Origin of the sequence: Polymorphospora sp. NPDC050346 (assembly GCF_040655695.1) — a bacterium.
Classification (GTDB): domain Bacteria; phylum Actinomycetota; class Actinomycetes; order Mycobacteriales; family Micromonosporaceae; genus Polymorphospora; species Polymorphospora lycopeni.
Map to the genome: position 1 here is coordinate 139504 of NZ_JBFAKM010000013.1, position 24852 is coordinate 164355.

Annotated in this window: 19 protein-coding genes; 10 read left to right on the plus strand and 9 right to left on the minus strand. The window is 73.6% G+C overall.

The features are described from left to right. Nucleotides 1-14 precede the first annotated feature (14 nt). On the minus strand, nucleotides 15-1481 hold the full coding sequence (locus tag AB0I42_RS16160) for a choice-of-anchor M domain-containing protein (RefSeq protein WP_357538043.1): 1467 nt from the start codon (nucleotides 1479-1481) through the stop codon (nucleotides 15-17). Between the two features lie 306 nt (nucleotides 1482-1787). Between AB0I42_RS16160 and AB0I42_RS16165 the strand changes: the two genes are divergently transcribed. The 5 genes from AB0I42_RS16165 to AB0I42_RS16185 all read left to right on the plus strand — a co-directional run bounded on the left by AB0I42_RS16165 (nucleotide 1788) and on the right by AB0I42_RS16185 (nucleotide 5973). Next, entirely contained in the window at nucleotides 1788-2888 is a 1101-nt protein-coding gene (locus AB0I42_RS16165) for a PP2C family protein-serine/threonine phosphatase (protein ID WP_357538045.1), read from the plus strand. Nucleotides 2889-2936: 48 nt separating this feature from the next. After that, complete coding sequence (locus AB0I42_RS16170) at nucleotides 2937-3173, plus strand: hypothetical protein (protein WP_212816958.1); 237 nt, start codon at nucleotides 2937-2939, stop codon at nucleotides 3171-3173. 214 nt (nucleotides 3174-3387) lie between these two features. Continuing rightward, nucleotides 3388-4089 (plus strand): FKBP-type peptidyl-prolyl cis-trans isomerase, encoded by a 702-nt coding sequence (locus AB0I42_RS16175; RefSeq protein ID WP_357538046.1) that lies wholly within the window; start codon nucleotides 3388-3390, stop codon nucleotides 4087-4089. A gap of 21 nt (nucleotides 4090-4110) precedes the next feature. After that, entirely contained in the window at nucleotides 4111-5046 is a 936-nt protein-coding gene (locus tag AB0I42_RS16180) for a M56 family metallopeptidase (RefSeq protein ID WP_357538048.1), read from the plus strand. A 57-nt stretch (nucleotides 5047-5103) separates the two neighbouring features. After that, a complete protein-coding gene (locus tag AB0I42_RS16185; protein ID WP_357538156.1) occupies nucleotides 5104-5973 on the plus strand; it encodes a LysR family transcriptional regulator in 870 nt (289 codons plus the stop codon). Nucleotides 5974-6049: 76 nt separating this feature from the next. On the opposite strand, the gene AB0I42_RS16190 is transcribed toward AB0I42_RS16185, so the two are convergent. Beyond that, entirely contained in the window at nucleotides 6050-6625 is a 576-nt protein-coding gene (locus tag AB0I42_RS16190) for a snapalysin family zinc-dependent metalloprotease (RefSeq protein ID WP_357538049.1), read from the minus strand. A 126-nt stretch (nucleotides 6626-6751) separates the two neighbouring features. Between AB0I42_RS16190 and pepN the strand changes: the two genes are divergently transcribed. After that, nucleotides 6752-9289, plus strand: a complete 2538-nt coding sequence (gene pepN, locus AB0I42_RS16195; RefSeq protein WP_357538050.1) for an aminopeptidase N — start codon at nucleotides 6752-6754, stop codon at nucleotides 9287-9289. A 7-nt stretch (nucleotides 9290-9296) separates the two neighbouring features. On the opposite strand, the gene AB0I42_RS16200 is transcribed toward pepN, so the two are convergent. Continuing rightward, nucleotides 9297-10034, minus strand: coding sequence for a hypothetical protein (locus AB0I42_RS16200; RefSeq protein WP_357538052.1), 738 nt, complete (start codon nucleotides 10032-10034; stop codon nucleotides 9297-9299). A gap of 219 nt (nucleotides 10035-10253) precedes the next feature. Between AB0I42_RS16200 and AB0I42_RS16205 the strand changes: the two genes are divergently transcribed. Next, on the plus strand, nucleotides 10254-10574 hold the full coding sequence (locus tag AB0I42_RS16205; RefSeq protein ID WP_357538054.1) for a hypothetical protein: 321 nt from the start codon (nucleotides 10254-10256) through the stop codon (nucleotides 10572-10574). A gap of 145 nt (nucleotides 10575-10719) precedes the next feature. On the opposite strand, the gene AB0I42_RS16210 is transcribed toward AB0I42_RS16205, so the two are convergent. Beyond that, nucleotides 10720-11262, minus strand: a complete 543-nt coding sequence (locus AB0I42_RS16210) for a type II toxin-antitoxin system PemK/MazF family toxin (RefSeq protein ID WP_357538055.1) — start codon at nucleotides 11260-11262, stop codon at nucleotides 10720-10722. Between the two features lie 179 nt (nucleotides 11263-11441). Between AB0I42_RS16210 and AB0I42_RS16215 the strand changes: the two genes are divergently transcribed. Then, nucleotides 11442-13442: a lantibiotic dehydratase C-terminal domain-containing protein gene (locus tag AB0I42_RS16215; protein WP_357538057.1), complete on the plus strand. Its 2001-nt coding sequence runs from the start codon at nucleotides 11442-11444 to the stop codon at nucleotides 13440-13442. Nucleotides 13443-13579: 137 nt separating this feature from the next. Here the strand turns inward: AB0I42_RS16215 and AB0I42_RS16220 are convergent, their stop codons facing one another. Further along, the gene (locus AB0I42_RS16220) at nucleotides 13580-15145 is read right to left on the minus strand and encodes an aldehyde dehydrogenase family protein (protein ID WP_357538059.1); all 1566 of its coding nucleotides are present in this window, start codon (nucleotides 15143-15145) and stop codon (nucleotides 13580-13582) included. A gap of 179 nt (nucleotides 15146-15324) precedes the next feature. On the opposite strand from AB0I42_RS16220, the gene metH reads away from it, so the two are divergent. After that, nucleotides 15325-18942 carry a methionine synthase gene (gene metH / locus AB0I42_RS16225; protein ID WP_357538061.1) on the plus strand — a complete coding sequence of 1206 codons (3618 nt, stop codon included), beginning with the start codon at nucleotides 15325-15327 and terminating at the stop codon, nucleotides 18940-18942. Nucleotides 18943-19213: 271 nt separating this feature from the next. On the opposite strand, the gene AB0I42_RS16230 is transcribed toward metH, so the two are convergent. Together AB0I42_RS16230 and AB0I42_RS16235 are read right to left on the minus strand one after the other, a co-directional pair. Beyond that, the gene (locus tag AB0I42_RS16230; RefSeq protein ID WP_357538063.1) at nucleotides 19214-20362 is read right to left on the minus strand and encodes a M20/M25/M40 family metallo-hydrolase; all 1149 of its coding nucleotides are present in this window, start codon (nucleotides 20360-20362) and stop codon (nucleotides 19214-19216) included. Between the two features lie 60 nt (nucleotides 20363-20422). Next, the gene (locus AB0I42_RS16235) at nucleotides 20423-21490 is read right to left on the minus strand and encodes a pyridoxal-phosphate dependent enzyme (RefSeq protein ID WP_357538065.1); all 1068 of its coding nucleotides are present in this window, start codon (nucleotides 21488-21490) and stop codon (nucleotides 20423-20425) included. An 83-nt stretch (nucleotides 21491-21573) separates the two neighbouring features. Between AB0I42_RS16235 and AB0I42_RS16240 the strand changes: the two genes are divergently transcribed. After that, nucleotides 21574-22482, plus strand: coding sequence for a LysR substrate-binding domain-containing protein (locus AB0I42_RS16240; RefSeq protein WP_357538066.1), 909 nt, complete (start codon nucleotides 21574-21576; stop codon nucleotides 22480-22482). A gap of 6 nt (nucleotides 22483-22488) precedes the next feature. Here the strand turns inward: AB0I42_RS16240 and AB0I42_RS16245 are convergent, their stop codons facing one another. After that, complete coding sequence (locus AB0I42_RS16245; RefSeq protein ID WP_357538068.1) at nucleotides 22489-24138, minus strand: LamG-like jellyroll fold domain-containing protein; 1650 nt, start codon at nucleotides 24136-24138, stop codon at nucleotides 22489-22491. Nucleotides 24139-24207: 69 nt separating this feature from the next. Next, entirely contained in the window at nucleotides 24208-24795 is a 588-nt protein-coding gene (locus AB0I42_RS16250; RefSeq protein ID WP_357538070.1) for a CGNR zinc finger domain-containing protein, read from the minus strand. Nucleotides 24796-24852 lie beyond the last annotated feature (57 nt).

Here is a 24852-nt window from a genome sequence, read left to right on the forward strand (position 1 = left end):
CCCGGCGGGGCGGCTCAGATGGCGGTGAGGGTGAGGGTCGCGGTGTACGTACCGGGCGGGGTCTCCGTCGGCACGCTCAGCCGCAGGCCGGCGGAGAGTTCGGCGGTGCCGCGTCCGGCGCCGTCCGGCGCGGTCGCCAGCACGCTGCTGGCGCCGAGGCCGGTGCCGGTGGCGTACGGGGCGACCTCCGGGCCGGCGACCGCGCCCTGCCCGCTGCCCTGGCTGACCACCCGGGGCGTCCAGCCGAGGTGGCCGGCGTCGAAGGTGGTGCCGTCCGGGCCGGCGAAGTCGGCCGGGATCTGGCCGGAGACGCTCCAGCCCGGGGTGGCCGAACGGGTGTCGGTCACCTTGACCGGTCGCAGTTCGCCCTGGCTCTCCCACCGGTCGCCGGCGGCGTTGAGCCGGGCGGTCGGCAGCACGACGGACCGGTCGTCGGGGTCGACGCTGACCACCAGGGCGCCCTGCGTGGCGTCGATGGAGGCGGTGATGGTCTGCGCCGCCCCCGGCTGCTGCGGCTGGTCGGCCACCCGCAGCGTGACGGGGGGACTCGTGGCCACGACGCCGTGGCCGTGCCCGTAGAGCTTGACCACGTACTCGCAGGCGTTCAGTTCGCGGGTGGCGGTGAAGCGGTACGTCTCGCCGGCCTCGCCGGGGATGATGGCGAAGTCGGTGGCGCCGGGGCACCGGCTGAACCAGTGGTAGTGGTCCAGTTCGGACGGTGGGCTCTGGACGGCGCGCAGGGTGACGGTGTCGTTCGGCTGGTAGCTGTCGGCCAGGCCGCCGATGGTCAGCCCGTTCTCGGTTCCGCCGCCGGTCAGGTCGCCGACCACGAAGGAGTAGTCGACCGGGCCGGTGGTGAGGGCGGTGCCGTCGGCGAGCGTGGCGTCGGCCCGGAACTTCAGGGTGTATTCGCCGAGTGCGGTGAACGCCCAGCTCGCGTGGGCGTGGGTGCCCACCGGCACGTCGATCGCGTCGGGCAGGCCGTCGGAGCTGCGGAACCTGACCAGCGGGTCGCCGAAGGCGTTGACGCCGAAGAGCGTGACGGCGCCCGGCCCGGCCACGTCGACGAGGCTGAGCCGGACCTGGTTGCCGGCGAAGACGCCGGTGCCGAGTTCGGTGGTGTTCCAGCCCGGCCAGAGCAGGTCCGGGTCCTGGGTCTGCGGCAGCACCCAGACGTCGGTGCCGGGGGTGCCGAGGAAGGCGTACCGGGGGTCGTCCGGCACGGTGGTGGCCGCGCCGGGTGCCACCTGGAAGGTGACGTCGGCCGGGTCGCGCTCGACGGACGGCTCGACGGTGCCGTCGTGCACCTTGAGCTGGAGCTGTCCGCCGCTGTAGTGCACGTCGACGGCGTCGACGTGCCCGCGGGACAGCACGACGCGCTCGGCCGCCGCCGCGGGTTGCGCCGCCAGCAGGGTGCCGGCGACGAGTACGCCGCCGGCGATCAGGGACGCGAGGGTACGCGTCCGCGTGGTGTCGGTCATTCCTCCCCTTTCATCGCGCCCGGTGGTGGCCGCCGCGTGGACGGTCCACTCCGGACAGTTCGGGTGCCGCCTCGCGGTTCGGCCGGGACGGCGTGATGCCACGGCAGCGCCGGGCCGATCGGCCGGGCCGCCGCGAGGCGAAGCCAACCTATAATGACAATCGTTTTCAAATAAGTCGAGGGGGTATCCGGACCCGACCCGCCGGAACCGTCGGGGCAGTCGGCTCCCAGCAACGTCGGCTAGCCTCAGGGCGCGCGTGACGAAGCGGCCGGACCGGTAGCCCGGTCAAGGGTGAGGAGCCGACAGGTGCCCGGACGGCAGGCGAAAACCGGTCGGGGTGCCGGCGGCACCCTCGACCGGTGGCGCGGACTGCCCGCCGCGCTCGTCTTCGTCGCCCTCGTCTGGCTGCTCGACGTCGTCAGCCAGACGCACGCCGTGTTCATCGGCTTCCTGGCCCTGGCACCGCTGATCGCCGCCGCCGTCGAGGGCGGCCGGCGGACCGCCGTCGTGTCCGGGGTCGCCATGACGGTCGCGGTGCTCGCCGGGCTGCCCAGCGGCCTGTTCGGCAGCCTCGACCACCTGCTGAGGGTGGCCGTCGTCTTCTCCGTCGGGCTCGCCTCGATCTACGTCGCCCGCTCCCGCACCCAGCGCGAACACCGCCTGCGGCAGGTCAGCGAGATCGCCCAGGTGACCCAGCGGGCCGTCCTGCGGGTGCTGCCCGAGCAGGTCGGTGACCTGCGGGTGGCGGCCCGCTACCTGTCGGCGTACGAGACGGCCAAGGTCGGCGGCGACCTCTACGAGGTGGTGGTCACCCCGTACGGCGTACGGGCCATCATCGGTGACGCCTGCGGCAAGGGACTCCAGGCGGTGCTGACCGCGTCGACGGCGCTCGGCGCGTTCCGGCACGCCGCCTACGTGCACGAGGACCTCGCCGCCGTCGCCGTCGACCTGGACCTGGCCGTCGCCCGGGACCCGGCGGGCGGGGCGGCGCCGGTCGCCTTCGTCACCGCCGCCCTCGTCCAGTTCGGCACGACCGAACTCGAGGTGGTCAACTGCGGTCACCCCGCCCCGGTGCTGCGCTCCGGCGGGGACGACCTGGTCACGATCGAGCCGCCCGACCGCTACCCGCCCCTCGGCCTGCGCCGGGGCGCGCCGCCGCCGACCCCGGTGCGGCACGCCTGGCGCCCCGGCGACCGGTTGCTGCTCTACACCGACGGGCTGCTCGAGGCGCGCGACCGCGACGGCGGGTTCCTGGCCCTGTCCGAGATCTACGACTGCCTCGCCGAGTCGACCGGTGACGAGTGCGTCGACCGGATCGTCGCCCGCCTGCTGGCCCACACCCGGGGCCGGACCCGCGACGACGCGGCCCTGATGGTCCTCGACCGCACCCCAGGCCCGGCCCGTTGATCAAGGAGTAGTCGCCCGATCTTGCCTGTCCGTCGTTAGCGTGAAGCCATGAGCTACGACCAGGAACTGGTCATCGACGCCGACGCCCACCACCTCCTCGCGATGGTCGCCCGCCATCATGGACAGACGATGGAGAAGGCGCTCACGTCGATGATCGAAGCCGAGGCGGAACGGGTCGAACCCGGCCTGGTCGAGGACATGCGCCGTCCCGGCGCGGCGGTCAACCGGTTCTACGCGGCGATGAGCCGCCGGGTGCCGGTCACCTTCCTCGACTCCGAGCGCTGATCCCGCACACCGCACGCCACACCTCGCATACAACCCCATACCCACCATTCCGCCCGCCCGACGGCGGCCGGGGACGGCGGCCCCGACGCGTGAGCAGGGCCGTCTCGGGGACGGGTGGGTGGCACTCGCAGGTGGGGGCGGTACCGTGTCTGGCAGTTTTTCGCCGGCACCCACCCCCTCACCCCCGCCGGCCATGACCCGACGGGAGTCGACGTTGAGTGACCGGGTTCAGAACCGCCCCCGCTTCGAGCCGCCGGAAGGACGCACGCTGACCAAGCCGGAGAAGCGCGCCCTCGCCAAGGAGGCGAAGGCCAAGGCCGTCGCCGCGCAGAAGCGCCGGCAGGCGATCCTCGGCGGCGTCGCCGGGCTGGCCGTCATGGCCGTCATCGTCGGCGCGTTCTTCCTGCTGAGGCCCGGTGACGACGACACCGGCACGGCGAGCCTCCCCAGCCCGGGCGCGAGCGCGCCCGGGTCGCAGGCCGGCGACCCGCCGGCCGGTCCGCCGACCGAGGCGCCGTTCCCGCCGCTGCCCGAGGGCGCCGACCCGGCGCTGGGCACCAAGCCGACCGTGACCGCCGGCACCGGCGAGCTGACCGAGCTGAAGGTCACCCCGATCATCGAGGGCACCGGCCCGGCCGCGGCCAACGGCCAGACGATCACCGTCAACTACGTCGGCGTCTTCTACGGCTCCGGCGAGGAGTTCGACGCCTCCTGGAACAGCTCGCGGCCGTTCTCCTTCCAACTCGGCGCCGGCGGGGTCATCCCCGGCTGGGACCAGGGCCTGGTCGGTGTGAAGGTCGGCAGCCGGGTGCAGCTGGACCTGCCGACCGCGCTGGCGTACGGCGAGAACCCGCGCCAGGGCGCGCCGGAGGGCCCGCTGCGGTTCGTCGTCGACGTGCTCGGCGCGCAGCAGTAACCGCGGAACGCCGGATCCGCCGTGTTCGACCACTGGGTGATGGCCGTCGTCGTCGGCCCCTTCGCGGGCATGGTGGTGGTCCGGCTGCTCGCCGAGCGGCTGCGCCCCGGTGACGCGGCGGTGGTGTTCGCCTGGTCGGCGGTGATGCTGGCGGCGTCCAGCACGGTGAGCCTGTTCGTCTTCGCGCTGAAGGCCGCGGCCGAGCTTCCGGCGGTCGCGGCCCGCGGCAACTGGTCCCACGAGCGGGTGCTGCTCGACACCGCGCACGTGCCGTGGGCGTCGTGGCTGTCGCTGGCGCTGCTCGTCGCCGCGTTGCTGAATCTGGCGCGTACCCGCCGGTCGCAGCGGCGCGCGGTCCGGGCGGCGCGGCGGCACGCCGCGGCGCTGTCCGGCGACGGGCCGGGCGGGGTGGTGCTCCTGCCCGACGGTGCGGCGGACGCCTTCACGCTGCCCGGCCCCGACGGCCGGATCGTGGTGACGACCGGGATGCGCGAGGCGTTGACCGACGGGCAGTACGCGGCCCTGGTCGCCCACGAGCGGGCCCACCTCACCGGCCGGCACCACCAGCTGGTGATGCTGGCCTGGCTGGCCGCGGCCAGCCACCCGCTGCTCCGGCCGATGGCCCGGCACGTCGAATACCTGGTCGAGCGGTGGGCCGACGAGCGGGCGGCGGAGCAGACCGGCGACCGGCGGACGGTCGCGCAGGCGGTCGGGGTGGCGGCGCTGGCCGCCGGCCGGCGCGGCGGGCTGGCGCACGCCGGGGCCCTGCACGTCAGCGTGACGACCCGGCCCGGGGCGGTGCCGCGCCGGATGGCGGCGCTGCTGCGGCCGGCGGGGCCGGTACGGCACAGCTACCTGCTGTACGTACCGGCGATGGTCGCGGTCGCCTCGACGGTGTGGGCCGGCGAGGGCGTCTACGACCTGCACGAGTTGCTCGGGCTGGCGCGCGTGCGCTGACCGGCGGGCGAACGCTCTGCTAACTTCTACAAACCTGTAGAAGAAAGCGGGGTGGCGATGGAGCTGAACCGGCTGGAGCACTTCATCGCCGTCGCCGAGCAGCGCAGGTTCACCGCCGCCGCCCGGCGACTCCACCTCGCGTCGGTGCACGCCCTCGAACGGGAGCTGGGGACACCGCTGTTCGAGCGCGCCGGCACCCAGCTCTCCGACGCGGGACGGGCGCTGCTGCCGGAGGCCCACCGCGTCATCGCCGCCGCCCGCGCCGCCCGGCAGGCCGTCAGCGACGCCCGGGCCGGCCAGCGGCAGCCGGTCAACGTCGGCATCCCGCACGGCCTGCTGCCGCCCGACCTCTTCGCGACCCTGACCGCCTTCGGTGTCCAGCACCCCGGCGTCGACCTGCGGTTCGTCGGCGCGGGCGGGCGCGGCTGCGCCGACCAGGCCGACGGCCTGCGCGCCGGCCGGCTCGACGTGGCGTTCCTGGTCCGCGCCGCGGCCGGCGCCGGGCTGCGGATGCACGTCGTGGCGACCGAGCCGGTGCTGCTGGCCACCGCCGCGGACCACCGGCTGGGCGGGCGCGACACGGTCGACCCGACGGACCTGCGTGACGAGGGCTTCGTCGACTTCCCGGCCGGCTGGGGCGTACGTGCCGTGGTCGACGAGGTGTTCGCCACGGCCGGCGTCGGGCGTCGCCCGGTGGCCGAGATCGGCGACGCCGCCACCGCGCTGGACCTGGTCCGGCACCGGCTCGGCGTGACGCTGGTGCCGAGGTCGTGGGCGGCCCGGGCGACGGACCTGCGGTATGCCGAACTGGGGCCGCCACGGCCGGTGGTCGAGGTCGTGGTCGCGACCCCGGACAGCGCCGTGCCGACCGCCTCGACGGTGGCGCTGGTCGCCGCGGTGCTACGGGCCGCCGACGGGACGACCTGACCCCGCCCACGGCACCGGTGCGGGGAACGGGCGGGTGGCGGACCGGGGCGGGGATCCGGTCCGCCACCCGGAGCCGTCAGTTGCCGTGCCAGGTCCAGGTCACACCGTTCCCACCGCTCCCGGAGCCGGCGAGCGCCGGGGTGAGCGAGCCGGCGAAGAGTTGCTGGACGCGGTTCGCCTCGGCGGTGCTCGGCTGGGCGTTGGTGCACGACACGGGTGCGCTGCTGCCGGACATCAGGTCGGAGCAGAGGCCGGTGCGCCGGTCGGGCAGGCCCAGGATGTGTCCCCACTCGTGGGTGGCGATCCGGGTCCGGTCGTAGCCCTGGTTGACCGCCTGCCATCCCATCCAGATCCGGCCGGCGCCGAGCGAGGTGGTCTGGGCGCGGGGCCAGCCGGTGTCGACGTAGATGACCACGCTGGCCGGGGTGCCGGCCTGGAGGCGGATGTTGCTGACCCGGCTGTTCCAGATCTGCGCGGCCTGGGCGAAGTTGGTGGCGAAGACGCCGGCGCGGCTGGCGTCGTAGTAGATGGTGCGTACGGCGGCCGACATGTCGGCCGAGGCGGGCGCGGCGGTGACGGCCTGGATGCCGGCCACCGGCAGGAGCGCGGTCAGGACCGCGAGGGCGGCCTGCAGGAAACGTCGTCTGAACATGACGGACTCCTCGTGTTGGGGGTGGATCCGGCGCGCGCCATCGATCGACGCTAGCCAATATAGATGCCGGTCGGCGGGGTCGGCCGCATAGCATCTGCCCCATACCGGGCCGCGTAGGCTCCGGACATGCCGACCCTGACCCGCCACGAGGCGGCCGTCCGCGCCGACCGGCTACGCGTCGAGGCGTACCGGGTCGAACTGGATCTCGCGGCCGGACGCGACGCCGACCACTTCACCTCGACCACGACGGTGCGCTTCGCCTGCACCCGGCCCGGCGCGACCACGTTCGTCGAACTGCGGCCGGTGTCCGTGTCGCGGGTCGTCCTCAACGGGCGCACCCTCGACCCGGGCACCCTGATCGGCAACCGGCTGCCCCTGGACGACCTGCGCGCCGACAACGAACTGGTCGTGCGGGCCACGATGGCGTTCTCGTCGACCGGGGAGGGCGTACACCGGTTCACCGACCCCGACGACGGCGAGGTCTACGTCCACTGCCACGCCCCGCTCGACAGCGCGCAGCGCGTCTTCGCCTGCTTCGACCAGCCCGACCTGAAGGCGCCACTGACGCTGACGCTGACCACCCCGGCGAACTGGACCGCCCGGGCCAACGCCGCCGTCGACTCCACCGTGGACACCGCTGACGGCACCCGCCGATGGGAGTTCGGGGCCACCCCGCCGATCTCCACCTACCACTTCACGTTCGTCGCCGGCCCCTGGCACGTACGACGGGCCGAACACGACGGCATCCCGCTCGGCCTGCTCTGCCGCCGGTCGCTCGCCGCCGACCTCGACCGCGACGCCGACGAACTCTTCGCCGTCACCGGCGCCTTCCTCGACCGCTACCACGAACTCTTCGCGTCGCGGTATCCGTTCGCCAAGTACGACCAGGCGTTCGTGCCCGAACTGAACTCCGGCGCGGTCGAGAACCCCGGCTGCGTCACCTTCACCGAGGACCTGCTCTTCCGGTCGGCGGTCACCGACGCCGACCGCGAACTGCGTACCGTGATCGTCGCCCACGAGATGGCGCACATGTGGTTCGGCGACCTGGTCACGATGCGCTGGTGGGACGACATCTGGCTGAGCGAGTCGTTCGCCGAGTACATGGGCTGGCGGGTCACCGCCGAGGTCACCGCCTACCGCGACGCCTGGACCAGCTTCACCATCCGGCGCAAGAGCTGGGGGTACGTCACCGACCAGGGGCCGTCGACCCACCCGGTCGCCCCCGAGGGTGTCCCCGACACCGCGCACGCCCTGCTCAACTTCGACGGCATCTCGTACGCCAAGGGCGCCGCCGCGCTCCGCCAGCTCATCGCGCACCTCGGCGACGACACGTTCCTCGCCGGCGTCCGCGCCTACTTCACCGCGCACGCCTTCGCCAACGCGACCCTCGACGACCTGCTGGCCGCCCTCGGCGCCGCCGCCGGCCGGGACCTGACCGGGTGGGCCCGGCTGTGGCTGCGCCGCGCCCAGGTCAACACGCTACGGCCCGAGGTGGCCCTGGACGCCGACGGCCGCTACCGGTCGGTGACCGTGGTGCAGACCGCGCCGCCGGCGCACCCGACACTGCGCCCGCACCGCCTCGCCGTCGGCGTCTACGGCACCGGCGACGCCCCGGGCACCCTGCTGCGCCGGTACACCGTCGACCTCGACCCGACCGCCGACGGTGGTCGGACCCCGGTGCCGGGGCTCGCCGGCACCGAACCCGGACGGCTGCTGCTGCTCAACGACGGCGACCTGACGTACACGAAGGTCCGTCTCGACCCGGCGGACCTGGACCGGCTGGACACCCTGCTCGGCGCGCTCGACGACCCGCTGGCCCGCGCCGTGGTCTGGACCGCGGCGATCGACGCCGCCCGCGACGCCGAACTGTCCCCGGCCCGGTTCGTGGCGCTCGCCGCCGCCGGACTGCCCACCGAGACCGTGACCTCGGTCTTCGAGGAGGTGCTGCGCTTCGCCCGCGACTTCGCCGCCACCCGCTACCTGCCGGAGCCGGCACAGCCCGCCGCCCTGGCCACCCTCGCCGCCACCTGCCTGGAGACCCTCGACCACGCCGCACCCGGCAGCGGCCGGCAGCTCGCCGCCGCCCGCTGGCTGGCCGCGTGCGCCGGCCCGGCCGACACCGGCCGGCTCGCCGGCTGGCTGGCCGGCGACGGCGTACCCGAGGGCCTGGCCATCGACGTCGACCTGCGCTGGACACTGCTGTACCGGCTGGTCGCCCTCGGCGCCGCAGGCGAGACGGAGATCGCCGACGAGGTCCGGCGCGACCCGCAGGGCATCGAGCCCGCCGCCCGCTGCCGGGCCGCCGTCGCCACCGAACAGGCCAAGGAGCGGGCCTGGGCGGCGATCCGCGACGACGACACCCGGTCGGCCCACCTCGCCCTCGCCGCCGCCCAGGGCTTCTGGCACCCCGGCCAGGCCGGGCTGACCGCCCCGTACGTCGACCGTTACTTCGCCGACCTGCCCACGCTCGCCGGCCGGCGTACCCCGACCGCGATGGCCCGGATCGCCGCCACCGTCTATCCCAGGTACGCGGTGTCGGCGCGGACCGAGGAGGCGGCCGGGGCCCTGCTCGGCCGGGCCGACGTCGACCCGGTCCTGCGCCGCGTCGTCCTCGACGCGACCGACGAACTGCGCCGCGCCCGCGCCGCCCGGACCGTGGCCTGATCCCCGCCTACCGTCTGCGTTTGGCCCCGCTCGGCCGCCGCTTCACCCCGGTCCGGCGGCCACCGGCGCCGGTGCCGTTGGTAGCGCTGCCGCCGGTGGGCTTGCCGGTCGTGGGCTTGCCGGCCGTGGCGGCCGGGTGCCCGCGGCGGCGACGTTCGCCGAGGACCGCGGCGACGACTGTCGCCCCGGCGAATCCGGCGAAGGCGACGAGGGCCGCGACCTCGAAGACCCACGTCGTCTCCAGGTCGACGGCCAGGCGGGGCGCGAACACACCCAACGGATCGGTGATCACCTCCAGCGACGAGCCGGGCGGATACTCACCGGTCTCCTGCAGCTTGCCCGGCAGCGTGGTCCCGTCCGGTCCGCTCAGCGTGTAGCTGTAGAGACACCTGCCGGTGCGGGCGTTGTAGTGGCAGCTGGCGTCGCCGACCGTGGCGGTGACCGGATCCCCGACGGCCCGCATGTGCCACTCGGCGGGAACCGCGAACGCGGACCCCGCCAACACGATCGCGAAAACGAACGCCACCCAGCTCGGGCCGGTACGTCCCTCGCTCAACCAGTAGAGCGAGAACGGCAACGCGATGAACACGACGATCGGTACGGCCGCGACCAGCCACCAGACCGGGCTCGCCAGGGCCGACCCGACGCCGAGGACCAGCCAGGCGAGCACGGTGACGGCGAGCAGCCCCGCCACCCAGATTCTGGCCCGCCCGGGCTTGAGCAGCGTCTTCTCGGACTCGTTCATGGTCGACATCCTCGTACGTCCGGGCCGGTCGGCGACGGTCCGGCACGACCGGATGGCCCGTTCCCGGGACCTACCGCCGGCCCCGCCCCGCCGCTTCCGCCGGTCCGGTCCGGTCTGTTCCGCTCCCGCCGCCGGTCCGGGTCGGGTCGGTCCCGGGAACGTGCCAGAGCGGTGCCCCGGTTGATCCACCGGCATTACTTCGATGACAAGCTTCCGGTCATGCGAACGAAGCAGATCCTGACCGCCGCGATCGCGGCGCCGCTGCTCCTCCTCGGCCTCGCCGCGTGCAGCGCCAGCACCACCACGAAGAAGTGCAGCGGCAACACCTGCGAGGTCACGGTCAAGACGAAGAGCTCGGCCAAGACCAAGATCTTCAAGTACGACCTTCGGGTCAGCGAACTGAAGGACGACTCGGTGAAGGTGTCGTACCGGGGCGACTCGAAGACCCTCAAGGAGGGCGAGACCGCCACCGTCGGCCGGGTGACCGTCCTGGTCAAGGACGCCGACCCGGGCGAGGCCGAACTGACCGTCAGCCGCTGACCGACCGCGCCCCCGGCGCCGGCGACCCACCGCCGGCGCCCGGCCGTCTCCCCACCGCTCTACCTAGCCCGGCGCCGCTGTTTCCCCGGTGCGCCGCTGCTTCCCGGTGCCCGGCCGGCTCCCGGCGCGGGCCCGGGTGCCCGCCTCAGTTCCAGCCGTAGTCGCGGCGCAGCTCGGCGGCGACCAGGTCGAACCGCCGCCGGTCGAGGATCGCGCCCTCGCGGCGGATGCCGTCCTCGTCCACCTCGATCACCCGGTCCAGGCGTACCCAGCTCGGCCGCGACTCGCGGTCCCAGGCCCCCGGGCCGAGCCCGAACCAGTGCCGCTGCCCGTCCCGGTCGTCCTGGCTGGAAAGCATCAGCCCGAGCAGCGTGGCCCCCTTGCGGCCGACGACCAGCACCGGACGGTCCTTGCCCTGCCGGGGATCGTCCTCGTAGGGCACCCACGTCCACACGATTTCGCCCGGATCCGCCTGCCCGTCGAGCTGCGGCGCGTAGACGAGAAGCCGGCCGTCACGGACCTCCCCGGTCGGACGGTTGCGCGGCGGCGCGGGACGGGCGGCGGGGATCGTACGGCCGTTCGGCGTACGGCCGGGTGCCGGCGCCTCCCGCCGGGCGGGCGCGGGCGCCTCCCGCCGGCCGGTGAGCTTGCCGAGCTTGGCCGTGACGCCTTTCCACAGGCTGGTCATGGCGCAACCCTAGACGAACCCGATCACCGGCGGCCGCAGGCCGGGCCGTCCCCTCAGGACGATCACCCCCCCGCCCGCGTCGGTAGGGTTGGGGACGCCGGCCAGGCGGGTGGAGCCGGGTGCCGTCGTACGGCGGCCAACTCCGCGCGGGCCGCACCGTTGCCGGAGGAGCCGCCGCTGTGACCAGCACCTGGAACTCGTTCCACGTCCACCTGCACGGCGGGCCGGAACAGATGGACACGGTGCTGCGCGAACACCTCGGGCCGTACGCCACCCGGCTGCTGCGGGACGGCTTCGTCGAATCGTGGCACTTCGACCGGTCCTGGCAGGGCGGCCCGCACCTGCGCTGGCGGCTGGCCGGCGCCGACCCCGACACCGTCCGGCAGGTCCGCACCGACCTGGCCGCGAAGGTCGCCACGCTGCCGCCGCCACCGCGCGAGCTGGTACCGGAACACTGGTACGCCCGGTTCGGGTGGCCGGACGGTGTCGACCGTCTCGGCTGGCATCCGCACGGGACGGTCGTCGAGTCGCCGTACGCGACGGAGTCCGGGCCCGACGGCGGGCCGGGGGCGGGACCCGACAAGGATCCGGTGGGAGCTTTGTGGCCCGGCGGAGCCGCCGGGGCCGCGATGGCTGGTGCCGGGATGGCTGATGGTGAAGCGGCCGAGGTCGGGATGGGCGGCGTCGGAGCGGCCTGGGCCGGGGTGGCCGCGGTCGGGGCGGCCGGGCGACTGGCCGCCGAGTCGAGCGGGGCCGCGCTCGCCGTGCTCAGGCTGCCGGGCCGCCGGCGGCTGGCCGCCTGCCTGGACCTGCTGTTCGCGACGGTCGCCGCCGCCCGGCTCGGCGACACCGACGCGGTCGCCCTGCTGCGCGGTTACGCCAACGGCCGGGCGCTCGGCCCGGAGGCCGTCGGCACCGAACTGTCGACGGCACTCGACGCCGCCGAGGCCGACTTCCAGGACGATCCAGACCGGGTACGGCAGCGCCGGCTGGTCGTCGCCGCGTCGGTCGAGTCCCGCGAGACACCCCGTACGGCGGTCGCGCTCTGGGCGGACGCGGTCGCCGCGTACCTCGACGCGCCGCGCTCCCGGACGGTCGGGCCACCGGCCACCGTGCGATCGGTGCTCGCCACCCAGATCCACCTGCTGCACAACCGGATCGGGCTCGACGCGGCGGCCGAATGCCAGGTCGCATGGCTCGCCTCGTTCGCCTACCTGCCGGGGACCGGACCAGCCGGCTTCCACGATGGCGGACCGGACGGACCGGACCGGGTCCACCACGAGCGGGCGAAGTATGTCCGCTCCCGCTGGTCGGCGCAGTCCCCCAGGCACGGCCCCCACCCGCCGGCCGACGCCGTCGCGGCGGGTGGAGACGTCCCGCCGCCCGGGGACGTCGTACGACCGTCGGCCGCCGGGGACGTCATACGACCGTCGGCCGCCGGGGACGTCATACGACCGTCGGCCGCCGGGGACGTCATACGACCGCCGTCCGCCGGAGACGTCGTGCGACTGCCGGCGGTCGCGGCCGGAGTGCTCGCGGACGTGTCGCTCGCCGACGCGCTGCTGGCCCGGCGCAGTCACCGCCGGTTCGCGGTAGCACCACTGGCCGCCGACGACCTGTCCCGGTTGCTGCGTTACGCGGCCGGCGACACCACGCCGGACGGCGGCGCCCGGCCCCGGCTGGCCCATCCGACGGCGGGTGGCCGGCCGGCCGCCTCGCTGTCGGTGTGGCCACGCCGGGTCGACGGGATCGTGTCCGCGCTGTACGCGTACCGGCCGGCCGGACACACGCTGCACCGGCTCGCGCCCGGCCCCACCGACGGGCGGCTGCGGCGGATCGCCCCGCAGCTCGCCGCCCGGCCACGGCTGACCGCCCCGCCCGACGTCGGAGCCGGTGTCGGAGCCGATGTCGGCATCGACGTCGACGCGGTGCCGCTGTGGCTGTTCGTGACCTCCGATCTCGGCGGGCTACGGGCCAGGTTCGGGCAGCGTGCCTACCGGTACGCCGCGATGGAGGCCGGCCACCTCGCGCAGAACCTGCTGCTGACCACGACCGCGATGGGACTGTCGGCGCTGCCGCTGGGCGGCTTCTTCGACGACGACCTCAACCAGCTGCTGCTCCTCGACGGCGTACACGCCACCGCCTTCTACGCCCTCCCGATCGGCCACCCCGCCCCCTGAAGATCCCCGTGATCAGGGGCGTACTCCCCCGACACGCCGCCGACCCGCCCGATTTGGTCCCTGATCACGCGGATCTTGGAGGGCGGGTCGGGGGCAGGGACGTGGCACTTGAGGGCGGGGGCGGGGGCGGGGGTGGGTCAGGGGAGGCGGTAGGTCAGGTCCGGGGTCAGGTCGGCCACGTCCATCTGGGCCTTCTGCAGCGTGCCGGAGTGGTCCCAGTTGACTGACTGCCAGCGGGTGAACTGGTCGAGGACCCAGATGCCGGACTGGCGGCTGCCGTTTCCGGAGAGGCCGTTGCCGCCGAACGGCAGGTGCGCCTCGGCCCCGGAGGTGGTGTTGTTGACGCTGACCATGCCGGCACCGGTCCCGCGGCGAAACGCGAACGCCTCCCCCGCGTCGGCGGTGTAGATCGCCGCCGACAGGCCGTAGCCGGGCAGGTTGCCCAGCCGGATCGCCTCGTCCAGGTCCCGGTAGGTCGTCACGCCGACGACCGGGCCGAACGTCTCGTGGCGGAACAGGTCGTCGTCGGGGCGTACGCCGTCGACGATCGTCGGGTGGTAGAAGAGGCCGGCCGCCGGATCGCCGACGAACCCGGGCCGGGGCCGGTCGGCGGTGATGCGACCGGTGTGCGGCGAGCCGGAGACGGTGTGGTGCGGCTGGATCCAGCCGAGGTAGTCCTCGAAGCGGCGGGCGAACCGCTCGTCGATCAGCGGGCCGAACACCACGGCCGCGGTCGGGTCGCCGACCGGCGCCGCCGCGACCGCCGCGGTGAACCGGGCCAGGAACTCGGCGTGCCGCGACTCGTGCACGATCACCGTGCCCAGCGAGGTGCAGCGCTGGCCGGCGGTGCCGAAGCCGGAGAAGAGCGCGCCGCGTACGGCCAGGTCGAGGTCGGCGGACGGGGTGATCACCATCGGGTTCTTGCCGCCCAGTTCGAGGCACGGCGTCTGGAGGTGCCGGCCGCACAACCCGCCGATGCGGGCGCCGACCGCGCTGGAGCCGGTGAAGCCGACCTTGTCGACCAGTCCCTCGTCGAGGGCCGCGGACAGCCCGTCGAAGGTCGTCTCGCCGTCGGCGAAGACGACGTTGAGTACGCCGTCGGGCAGCCCGGCCCGCACGAACAGCTCGTAGAGGGCGAGCGAGGTGGCGGCGGCGTATTCGGCCGGCTTCCAGACCACGGTGTTGCCGGCGAGCAGGGCCGGCACGATGTACCAGGCCGGGACGGCGGCCGGGAAGTTGCCGGCGGTGATGACATTGACCACACCGACCGGGTTGCGGAAGGTGAAGAGTTGCTTGTCGGGCATCTCGGACGGGACGGTCTGCCCGTAGAGGCGCCGGCCCTCGCCGAGGAAGAAGTCACAGGTGTCGACGATCTCGCGGACCTCGCCCAGCGCCTCGGCGTACGGCTTGCCGATCTCGTGGGTGAGCAGGGCGGCGAGCGCTTCGGCGTTGGCCTCGACGAGCCGGCCGATGTGCCCCACGGCCCGACCGCGCACCGGGGCCGGAACGTCGGCCCAGGCGGCCTGGGCGTCCCGGGCGGCCCGGCAGGCGGCGAGGTAGGTGTCGGCGGTGCCGAGGATCACGTCCGCCACGACCTGACCGGTGTCGGCCGGGTCCACCGACCGGTACCGCCCGCCGGGGCCGGCCGGTTCACCCTGGCCGGCGGGTTTTCCGGCGATGCGGGAGGTGACGGTGACCGGCATGGGGAACTCCGTTCTTCGGGGGCGGGCGGTGCGGGCCGGCGGTGGGACGGGTGCCCCTGGCCGACCAGTGGGAAAGGTAGCCTTGGTTGGAAGTTCGTGGGGGATCATGTTTCTTTGGCCTTTCGGCACGCGGGAGCAGTTCGCCCACGGCCGGCGCAATTCAGCCTATGAACGGGAGCATGGTGGCGGGACGCGCGGAAACCCTCAGAAGCCTTCTTGAGCAGCGAATTCTCGTTCTCGACGGGGCGTGGGGGACGATGCTGCAGGGCGCCGCCCTGACCCCGGCGGACTACCGCGGTGACCGATTCGCCGATCACGGCCACGACCTGACCGGCGATCCCGACCTGCTGAACATCACCCGGCCGGACGTGATCCTCGACATCCACCGCCAATACCTGGCGGCCGGTGCCGACATCACCACCACCAACACGTTCACCGCGACCAGCATCGGCCAGGCCGACTACGGCATGGAAGCGGCCGTACGCGAGATGAACCTCGCCGGTGCGCGGCTGGCCCGGCAGGCCGCCGACGAGGCCGGCGGGAAGTTCGTCGCCGGCTCGGTCGGGCCGCTCAACGTCACCCTGTCGCTGTCGCCCAAGGTCGACGACCCGGCGTTCCGCGCGGTGACGTACGACCAGGTGAAGGCGGCGTACGCGGAGCAGATCGCGGCGCTGGCCGAGGGCGGCGTCGACGTACTGCTGATCGAGACGATCTTCGACACGCTCAACTGCAAGGCGGCGATCACGGCGGCCCGCGAGGTGGCCCCGGACCTGCCGCTGTGGATCTCGGTCACCATCGTCGACCTGAGCGGGCGCACCCTGTCCGGGCAGACCGTCGAGGCGTTCTGGGCGGCGGTCGCCCACGCCGAGCCGCTCTTCGTCGGGCTCAACTGCTCGCTCGGCGCGAGCGAGATGCGCCCGCACATGGAGGCGATGGCGAACATCGCCGGCACCTACACCGCCTGCTACCCCAACGCGGGGCTGCCGAACGCGTTCGGCGGCTACGACGAGCAGCCGCACGACACGGCCCGGCTGCTCGGCGAGTTCGCCGAGGCCGGTTTCGTCAATGTGGTCGGCGGCTGCTGCGGCACCACGCCGGCGCACATCGCGCGGATCGCCGAGAAGGTCGCCACGCTGGCGCCCCGCCCGGCGGTCACCCGGCCGCCCGCCTCGCGGTTCAGCGGGCTCGAGCCGTTCGATATCACCGCCGACACCGGGTTCGTGATGATCGGCGAGCGGACCAACGTCACCGGCTCGGCCCGGTTCCGCCGGCTGATCGAGGCCGACGACCACCAGGGCGCCGTCGACGTCGCACTGGAGCAGGTACGCGGCGGCGCGAACCTGCTCGACGTGAACATGGACGCCGACCTGCTCGACGGCGAGCAGGCCATGACGACGTTCCTCAACCTGATCGCGACCGAGCCCGAGGTGGCCCGGATCCCGGTCATGATCGACAGCTCGCGGTGGAGCGTGCTGGAGGCCGGGCTCAAGTGCGTGCAGGGCAAGGCCGTGGTCAACTCGATCAGTCTCAAGGAGGGCGAGGAGCAGTTCCTCGAGCAGGCCCGGCGGATCCGTGACTACGGTGCCGGCGCGGTCGTGATGGCCTTCGACGAGCAGGGTCAGGCCGACACGGTCGAGCGTAAGGTGGCGATCTGCGCCCGGGCCTACGACCTGCTGACGCAGAAGGCGGGCTTCGCGCCCGAGGACATCATCTTCGACCCGAACGTGCTCGCGGTCGCCACCGGCATCGAGGAGCACAACGGCTACGCCAAGGCGTTCATCGAGGCGCTCCCGCTGATCAAGGAACGCTGCCCGGGGGCGCGGACCAGCGGCGGCATCTCCAACCTGTCGTTCTCGTTCCGGGGCAACGACGTCGTACGCGAGGCGATGCACTCCGCGTTCCTGCTGCACGCCATCCGGGCCGGCCTGGACATGGGCATCGTCAACGCCGGCCAGCTCGTCGTCTACGAGGACATCCCGGCCGACCTGCTCGAACTCGTCGAAGACGTGATCTTCGACCGGCGGCCGGACGCCACCGACCGCCTCGTCTCGTTCGCCGAGACGGTCAAGGGGGCCGGCACGAAGCGCGCCGTCGACCTCTCCTGGCGCGAGGCGCCGGTCGAGAAGCGGCTGGCCCACGCGCTGGTGCACGGCATCGTCGACTTCATCGAGGAGGACACCGAGCAGGCCCGGCTGGAGGCGGCCCGACCGCTCGACGTCATCGAGGGCCCGCTGATGGACGGCATGAAGGTCGTCGGCGACCTCTTCGGCGCCGGCAAGATGTTCCTCCCCCAGGTGGTCAAGAGCGCGCGGGTGATGAAGCGCTCGGTGGCCTACCTGGAGCCGTACATGGAGGAGGAGAAGCAGGCCGCGATCCGGGAGAACCGGGTCGGCGGCAGCCGGGCCCAGGGCAAGGTCGTGATGGCGACCGTCAAGGGCGACGTGCACGACATCGGCAAGAACATCGTCGGCGTGGTGCTCGGCTGCAACAACTACGAGGTCATCGACCTCGGCGTGATGGTCCCCGCCACCAAGATCCTCGACACCGCGGTCGCCGAGCGCGCCGACGCGATCGGCCTGTCCGGCCTGATCACCCCGTCGCTCGACGAGATGGTCAACGTCGCCAAGGAGATGGACCGGCGGGGCATCCGGCTGCCGCTGCTGATCGGCGGGGCGACCACGTCGAAGCAGCACACCGCCGTACGCATCGCCCCGGCGTACACCGGTTCGACGGTGCACGTGCTCGACGCGTCCCGGGTCGTCGGTGTCGTCTCCGACCTGCTCGACCCGGTCCGGTCCGACAGGCTCGACACGGCCAACCGCGAGGAGCAGGAGCGGCTGCGCGAGCAGCACGCGGCCAAGGAGAAGCGGCCGCTGCTGTCGCTGGCCGAGGCCCGCGCCAACCGGGTACGCCTCGACTTCGCCGACCTGCCGACCCCGCCGTTCACCGGCACCCGTACGGTCGAGCCGGCGCTGGCCGAGGTGCGCGCGCTGATCGACTGGCAGTTCTTCTTCACCGCCTGGGAGCTGAAGGGCAAGTTCCCGGCGATCCTCGACGAGCCGGCCGCCCGCGAACTCTACGACGACGCGATCGCCATGCTCGACGAGATCATGGCCGGCGACCTGCTGCGGGTCCGTGGCGTCTACGGCTTCTGGCCGGCACACGCCGAGGGCGACGACATCGTGCTCGCCGACGGCACCCGGTTCCCGCAGCTGCGCCAGCAGGCGCTGTGGGAGGGCGGCCGTCCCAACCGCAGCCTCGCCGACTTCGTCGCCCCGGCGGACGGCGGTGACCACGTCGGCGCGTTCGCCGTCTCGGTGCACGGCGCCGACGAGCTGGCCGCCGGCCACGAGGCCGAGCACGACGACTACCGGGCGATCATGGTCAAGGCGATCGCCGACCGGCTCGCCGAGGCCGCCGCCGAATACGTGCACCTCGCCGCCCGGCGCGGCTGGTACGAGCCGGACGCGAACCCGTCGCTCGCGGACCTGCACGCCGAGCGGTTCCGGGGCATCCGGCCCGCGTTCGGCTACCCGGCCTGCCCCGACCACACCGAGAAGGACAAGCTCTTCAAGATCCTCGACGCGACGAGCATCGGCATGGGCCTGACCGAGTCCTACGCGATGACGCCGGCCGCCAGCGTCAGCGGCCTGCTGTTCGCGCACCCAGAGTCGCGGTACTTCGCCATCGGGCGGATCAACCGCGACCAGGTCGAGGAGTACGCCGCCCGCAAGGGCGTCGGCGTCGCCGAGATGGAACGCTGGCTACGCCCCAACCTCTCCTACGACCCGTCCTGACGATCACTCCGGCATGATCGTCTGCTGTTCAGACAGTCGACACGCCGACCCGCCGACACCTGAGCAGCAGACGATCATCTCGGCAAACGAGCAGGCGCTTGGCACCATGGCGCGGGCCGCCCGCGGCCCGGGGGCACCTGTGATCATCAGCTGCCCAGCAGCTCGACACGCCGTGTAACAACGGCGGAACAGCTAACGATCACCACTCACGCCAGAAGCACTGACCGGCTGTCGGCGGTGCCGAAGTCGGTGTCTGGCGTCAGCGGCCCTGTCACTCGACTTCGCCGCAGAACGACCGGGTGACGGCGATCAGGCTGTCGGCGCAGGCGACCGTGTCGGCGAGGCTGACCCACTCGACCTCGGCGTGCGCGCCGTCCCCGCCCGGTCCGAACAGGACGGTCGGGATGCCGGCGGCGGCCAGGAACCCGGAGTCGGCCCAGTAGCTCATCCCGGTCACCTCGGGCGTCCGCCCGGTCACCCGCGCGACGGCCGCCCCCAGTGCGGTGACGATCGGGGCTGACGGGTCGGTCTCGAACGGGTCGCGGGCCAGCGTCGTACGGCTGGTGACGACCAGGTCCGGGTCGGCGGCCCGGCACCGGTCGAGCAGTTCGGCGAGGTCGCGTTCGACGTCGGCGACGGTTTCGCCGGGCAGCGTACGGCGCTCGACGGTGATCAGGCAGCGGTCCGGGATCGTCGACTCCTCCCGCCCGCCCTCGATCAGCGAGCCGTGCAGGTTGCCGCTGCCGAGCAGCGGGTGAACGGTTCGCCGCAGGCGGGTGTCGAGTTCGGCGAGGGCGACGAGCACCGGCCCGGCCTTGAGGATCGCGTCGACGCCGAGGTGCGGGCGGGAGCCGTGCGCGGCCCGCCCGGTCACCTCGATCTCGCTCCAGACGAAGCCGCGGTGGCCGACCGCGACCGCCATCTCGGTCGGTTCGGTGACGATCGCCGCGTCGACGTCCAGCCCGCCGGCGGCGAGCACGTCCTGCACGCCCCGGCTGGCGTGTTCCTCGTCGGCGACGGCCGCGACGACGACCTCACCAGCCAGCCCGTCCCGGGCCGCCTGCCGGGCGGCGATCAGCGCCGCGGCCAGCCCGGCCTTCATGTCGTAGGCGCCCCGCGCGTAGAGCCGGTCGCCGTCGACCCGCGGGGTCAACGGGTCGGTCATCGTGCCGTGCCCGACGGTGTCGAGGTGTCCGCAGAGCAGCAGCGTGCGCCCGCCTCCCCCACCGCCGCCGCGCACGATCACGCTGGGCCGCGTCGGGTCCGGGGCGACGATCCGCGCGGACAGGCCGTTGTCGCGGGCCCACCGTTCGACGTACCCGGCGATGGTCCGCTCCCCGGCGGCCCCCGGCACCAGCGAGGGGTTCGCCGAGTCGATCGCGACGAGTTCGCGCAGCAAGGTGACAACGTCGGCGGTCACGCCGGCCTCCGAGCGACAACGTCGGCGGTCACGCCGACCACCCAGCGACAACCTCGGCGGTCACGCCGGACGCCCGGCGGCGCCGTCGGTGCTGAGCAGGACGACCGTGGACGCCCGGTTGAGGCCGAGGTCGGTGTGGTGCCGCATCGCGCGCAGCCCGGCGAGCGGCGCCGCGCCGCTCGGCCCGGCCGGCACGCCGAGCGCGGCCAGGTCGGCCCGCGCCCGCACGGCCTCGTTGTCACTCACGGTGGTCGCGGCGTCCAGCCCGTCCCGCAGGTACGGCCACGCGAGGCTGGACGGCACACCGCAGTTGAGCCCGGCAAGCACGGTCGTTCCCGTGGGCACCTCGGTCAGCGCGCCGGCCCGCAGGCTGGCGGTGACGCAGCCGGCGACGGCCGGTTCGACGCCGAGCAGGGCCGCCGGGCGGCCCCGCCCGTCGCGGTGGTGCACGACGGCGGCCTGGGCCAGCGAGCCGACGCCGACGGGTACGCCGACGAGCGCCGCGGGTGCCGCGCCGGCCGCCGCCAACTGTTCGTCGACCTCGTGGAACAGGGTCGAGTAGCCTTCGACGATCCAGGCCGGAACCTGCTCGTAGCCGGGCCACGCGGTGTCCTGGATCAGCAGCCGGGACGGATCGCCGGTCGCGTACGCCGCCGCCCGGCGTACCGTCTCGTCGTAGCCGTCGGGGACGGTGGTCACGGTCGCGCCCTCGGACCGGATGGCCGCCGCCGACGCGGCGCCGATGGTCTGCGGTACGAAGATGTGGGCCGGCCGGCGCAGCATCCGGGCCACCCGGGCGACCGCCCGTCCGTGGTTACCCTCGGTGGCGGCGACGAGCGTGATCTGCCCGCCGTCCGCGCGGTCCGCGCGGTCCGCCAACGCCTGCCGGATCGCCCACGAGGCGCCGAGGATCTTGAACGCGGGCAGCCCGAACCGGTCGGACTCGTCCTTGACGAAGAGCCGGCCGACGCCGACCTCGGCGGCCAGGGCCGGCAGTTCGACCAGCGGCGTCGGCCGGTAGCCGTCGAGGGCCCGGTGGAACCGGGGTACGTCGGCCGGCGCCGGACGGCACCGCCAGGCCCGCGCCCCGGGTCGCAGATACGAGTCGGTGGCAGCAGCGGTCAGCATGGTTCCAGCCTCCGCGCCGAGCCGTACGTCAGTCCAGCGGATGTTTCCGAACGAAACCCGTCAGTTCCGCTTACGGTTTACGGATGCTGGACGTACACCGGCTGCGGCTGCTGCGCGAACTCGCGATGCGCGGCACGATCGCCGCCGTCGCCGAGGCCCTCTCCTACAGCCCGTCGGCCGTGTCGCAACAACTCTCGGTCCTCGAACGCGAGGTCGGCACCCCGCTGCTCGAACGCGTCGGCCGGGGTGTCCGTCTCACCGCCCCCGCCCAGGTGCTCGTCGGTCACGCCGACGCGATCCTGGCCCGACTCGAACGTGCCGAGGCCGACGTCGCCGCCAGCCTGACCGAGGTCACCGGGACGCTGCGGGTCGCCGCCTTCCAGAGCGCGGCACTCACCCTGGTCCCCCGCGCGCTGACCCGGCTGCGCGCCCGGCATCCGGCGCTGCGGATCGAGGTCACCGGCATGGAACCCGAGATCGCGCTGCCGGCCCTGCTGGCCCGCGACCTCGACCTCGTGGTCGCCGAGGACTATCCGGACCGGCCGGCGCCCCGGCCGCCGGAGTTGCAGCAGGAGGATCTGTGCCGCGACGAGATGCTGCTCGTCCTGCCGGCCGGCACCCGGATCACCCGGCTCGCCGACCTGGCGCGACACCCGTGGGTGATGGAATCGGTCGGTACGGTCGCCCGGAGCTGGTCGACGGCGCTGTGCCGGGCCGCCGGGTTCGAGCCCGACGTGGCGCACACCAGCACCGACCTGCTCGTGCAGGCCGCCCTGGTGCGCGCCGGTCAGGCCGCGGCGTTCCTTCCGGCGCTGGTGCCGGCCGAGTTCACCCCGGACGTCGTACGGCTGCCGATCCCCGACGCCCGCCAGCACCGCCGGATCTTCACCGCCGTACGCGCCGGGAGTGACGGTCACCCGGCGGTGACCGCCACCCGGCGGGCGCTGCACGATGCGGCACCGCCCACCAACGGCTCATCGTTCAGGCCGTAAGCCAGGTCACCAGAGCATGTGGACGAGAACATCGATCTCGCCCCACGCCCGCTGCGCGGCCTGCACGTGGTCGAGTTCACCAATCCACCGATCGCTGCCGGACCAGGCCCGGCCGACGGCGAAGCCGCCGGTGGCCGACCACTCGCCGGTGTAGTGCGCCTGCGCCAGGGTGCCGCCGAAATCCGGTGGCCCGTTGACGTAGATCTTGATGAGTCCGTGGTACGGCTCGTAGATGCCGACCAGGCTGACCCACTCGCCGACGTTGACGAAGTCGGTCGTGCAGGCGGCCGCTTGCGACGCCGTCGCGGAGTCGGTCGCGGCGAGCGTGAAGCACCAGGCGGGGTCGGGCTGGTTGTCCCCGTCGACATCGACGTCGTCGCGGTAGCCGAGCCGGAACATCGACGCCTGATCGCCGTCCTGGGAGATCGCCGTCCGCGACTGTCCGAGGTCGGTTAGCCGGGCCCAGGCGGCAACGGTGAACCCGGCCGGGGCGGCGGTGTCGAGCACCGGCGCCGACGTGGAGAGGTCGTCGGTGCCGGCCAGGGTGACCGCGCTGGCTCCGACCCGTCCCGGAGCGGCCCACGAGACGCCGGGGCCGGTGAAGGTCAGCGGGTGGCCGGCGGGATCGGACTCTGCGACGGTCCCCGCCCCGGCGTCCATGTTCCAGCTCCACGCACCGATGCTCGGGTTGACCAGGAAGCGGTAGACCGTCGTATCGGAGCCCACCCACGCCGAGTTGTAGGACTGCACGGACAGGACGTTGAGGCCGTCCCGGATCGGGGTGATCGACACCTCGCTCGTGGTCTCGACGTACTCCCGGACGGACAGGTCGTCCCAGTACACGGTCTTGCCGGAGCCGACGTCGAACCCGTTGTAGAGCCGGAAGAAGGCGTCGGTGGCGGTGGGCGGAACGTCCATGATGACCGAGAGCCGTTGCCAGGTGTCGGTCCTCGACGCCCGCGACGAATGCACCGCGGTGTACGTCGGGCCGGCCTTGTAGAAGGCGACGAGGCGCAGGCCCCGCTCCCGGCCGATCGTCCCGGTGGGCGCCAGGCCGGTCGCCGCCGGCACGTAGATCCACGCCGAGATCTCGTACCGCTTCCCGGGCTGCATGCCGGACCGCAGCCCGCCGCGGTCGCCGTCGACGGTGGCGAACGTGTCGCCGATCGCGCCGCTGGCACCGCCGCCCGCCGCGATCGGGGTGACCGCCAGCGAGTCGTCGGAGTCGTGGCCAAGCGTGGTGACCCGGGTCCGGGTCGCGTTCACCGCCCCGTAGCCGGTCACGTCGGTCGAGACCTGGCGCTGGTCGGCGGGCAACTGCTCGGCCCGCGGCTCGCCGGCGGTCGCCCACACCGCGTTGCCGCCGTTGAGCTGGTAGACGTAGCGCACCACGTCGGGCGAGCCGTTGGCGCCGAACGTGAAGGTGCCCGGCTGGCCGACCCCGCCGTTCCAGGTGCCGGCCGACATCGGGACGTACGGGTCCCCCGACACCGTCGGCGGCGGCGGGCCGGCGGTCGTCGCGGAGATCGGGGCCGAGGACGCGGGAGCCGGGCCGACCGCCACCAGGGCGACGGCGACGACGGAGGCGGTGATCAGGCGCGGCAGCCGGCCGGCGAACCGCGCGGGGTGGGGGCGGTATCGAGATCTTGAGAGCACGTCCAAACAGTAGAGATCCACACTCACCGCGCACAACCGTTTACGCGGAGCACCGAAGCTCCGCCGTCGTCACCTGCGGGCGGGTACGACGCTGGCGTTGACCGGCCGGCCCCGCCCCCGGTAGGCGCGCATCTTGGCGCGGCTGCCGCAGATGCTCATCGTGCACCAGCGGCTGCGCCCCGCCGGGCTGTGGTCGTAGTAGACCCATCGACAGTCGTGGGCGCCGCAGGCCTTCAGGCGGGGCCAGGTGCGGTCGGCGGCGGCGGCGAGGATCCGGGCCGCGAGTGCGGCGGTGAGGGCGGACAGACCGGTGAGCCCGGGGCGTGGCAGGGCACGGGCCTGCCCGCCTGCGTCGACCGAGAGCACGAGCGGCGCCCCGTCCAGCATCGCGTCGAGGACGGCGAGGCTGGCCGCCGGGATCTCGACGCCGGTGTGCGCCTCGCACACGTCGCGTAGCACCTCGCGGAGCCGGCGGGCCTCGGCGATGTCGGTCTCGTCGAACCACACGTCGGTGAGCCCGTGGGCGGCGCAGAGGGCGGTGAGGTCGTCGGGGCCGCCCAGGCCGTCGTGTCCACCGGCGAGGTCGGCGGTGTTGGCGAAATCCTGCACGAGCGTGAGCGCGCCGGGTGCCGGTGCGCGGTCGCCTGGCTGCGTCATGACTACACGTTACCGCTGTGGCATCATCATGCGGTAACCGTTACTGGAAGGGAACCC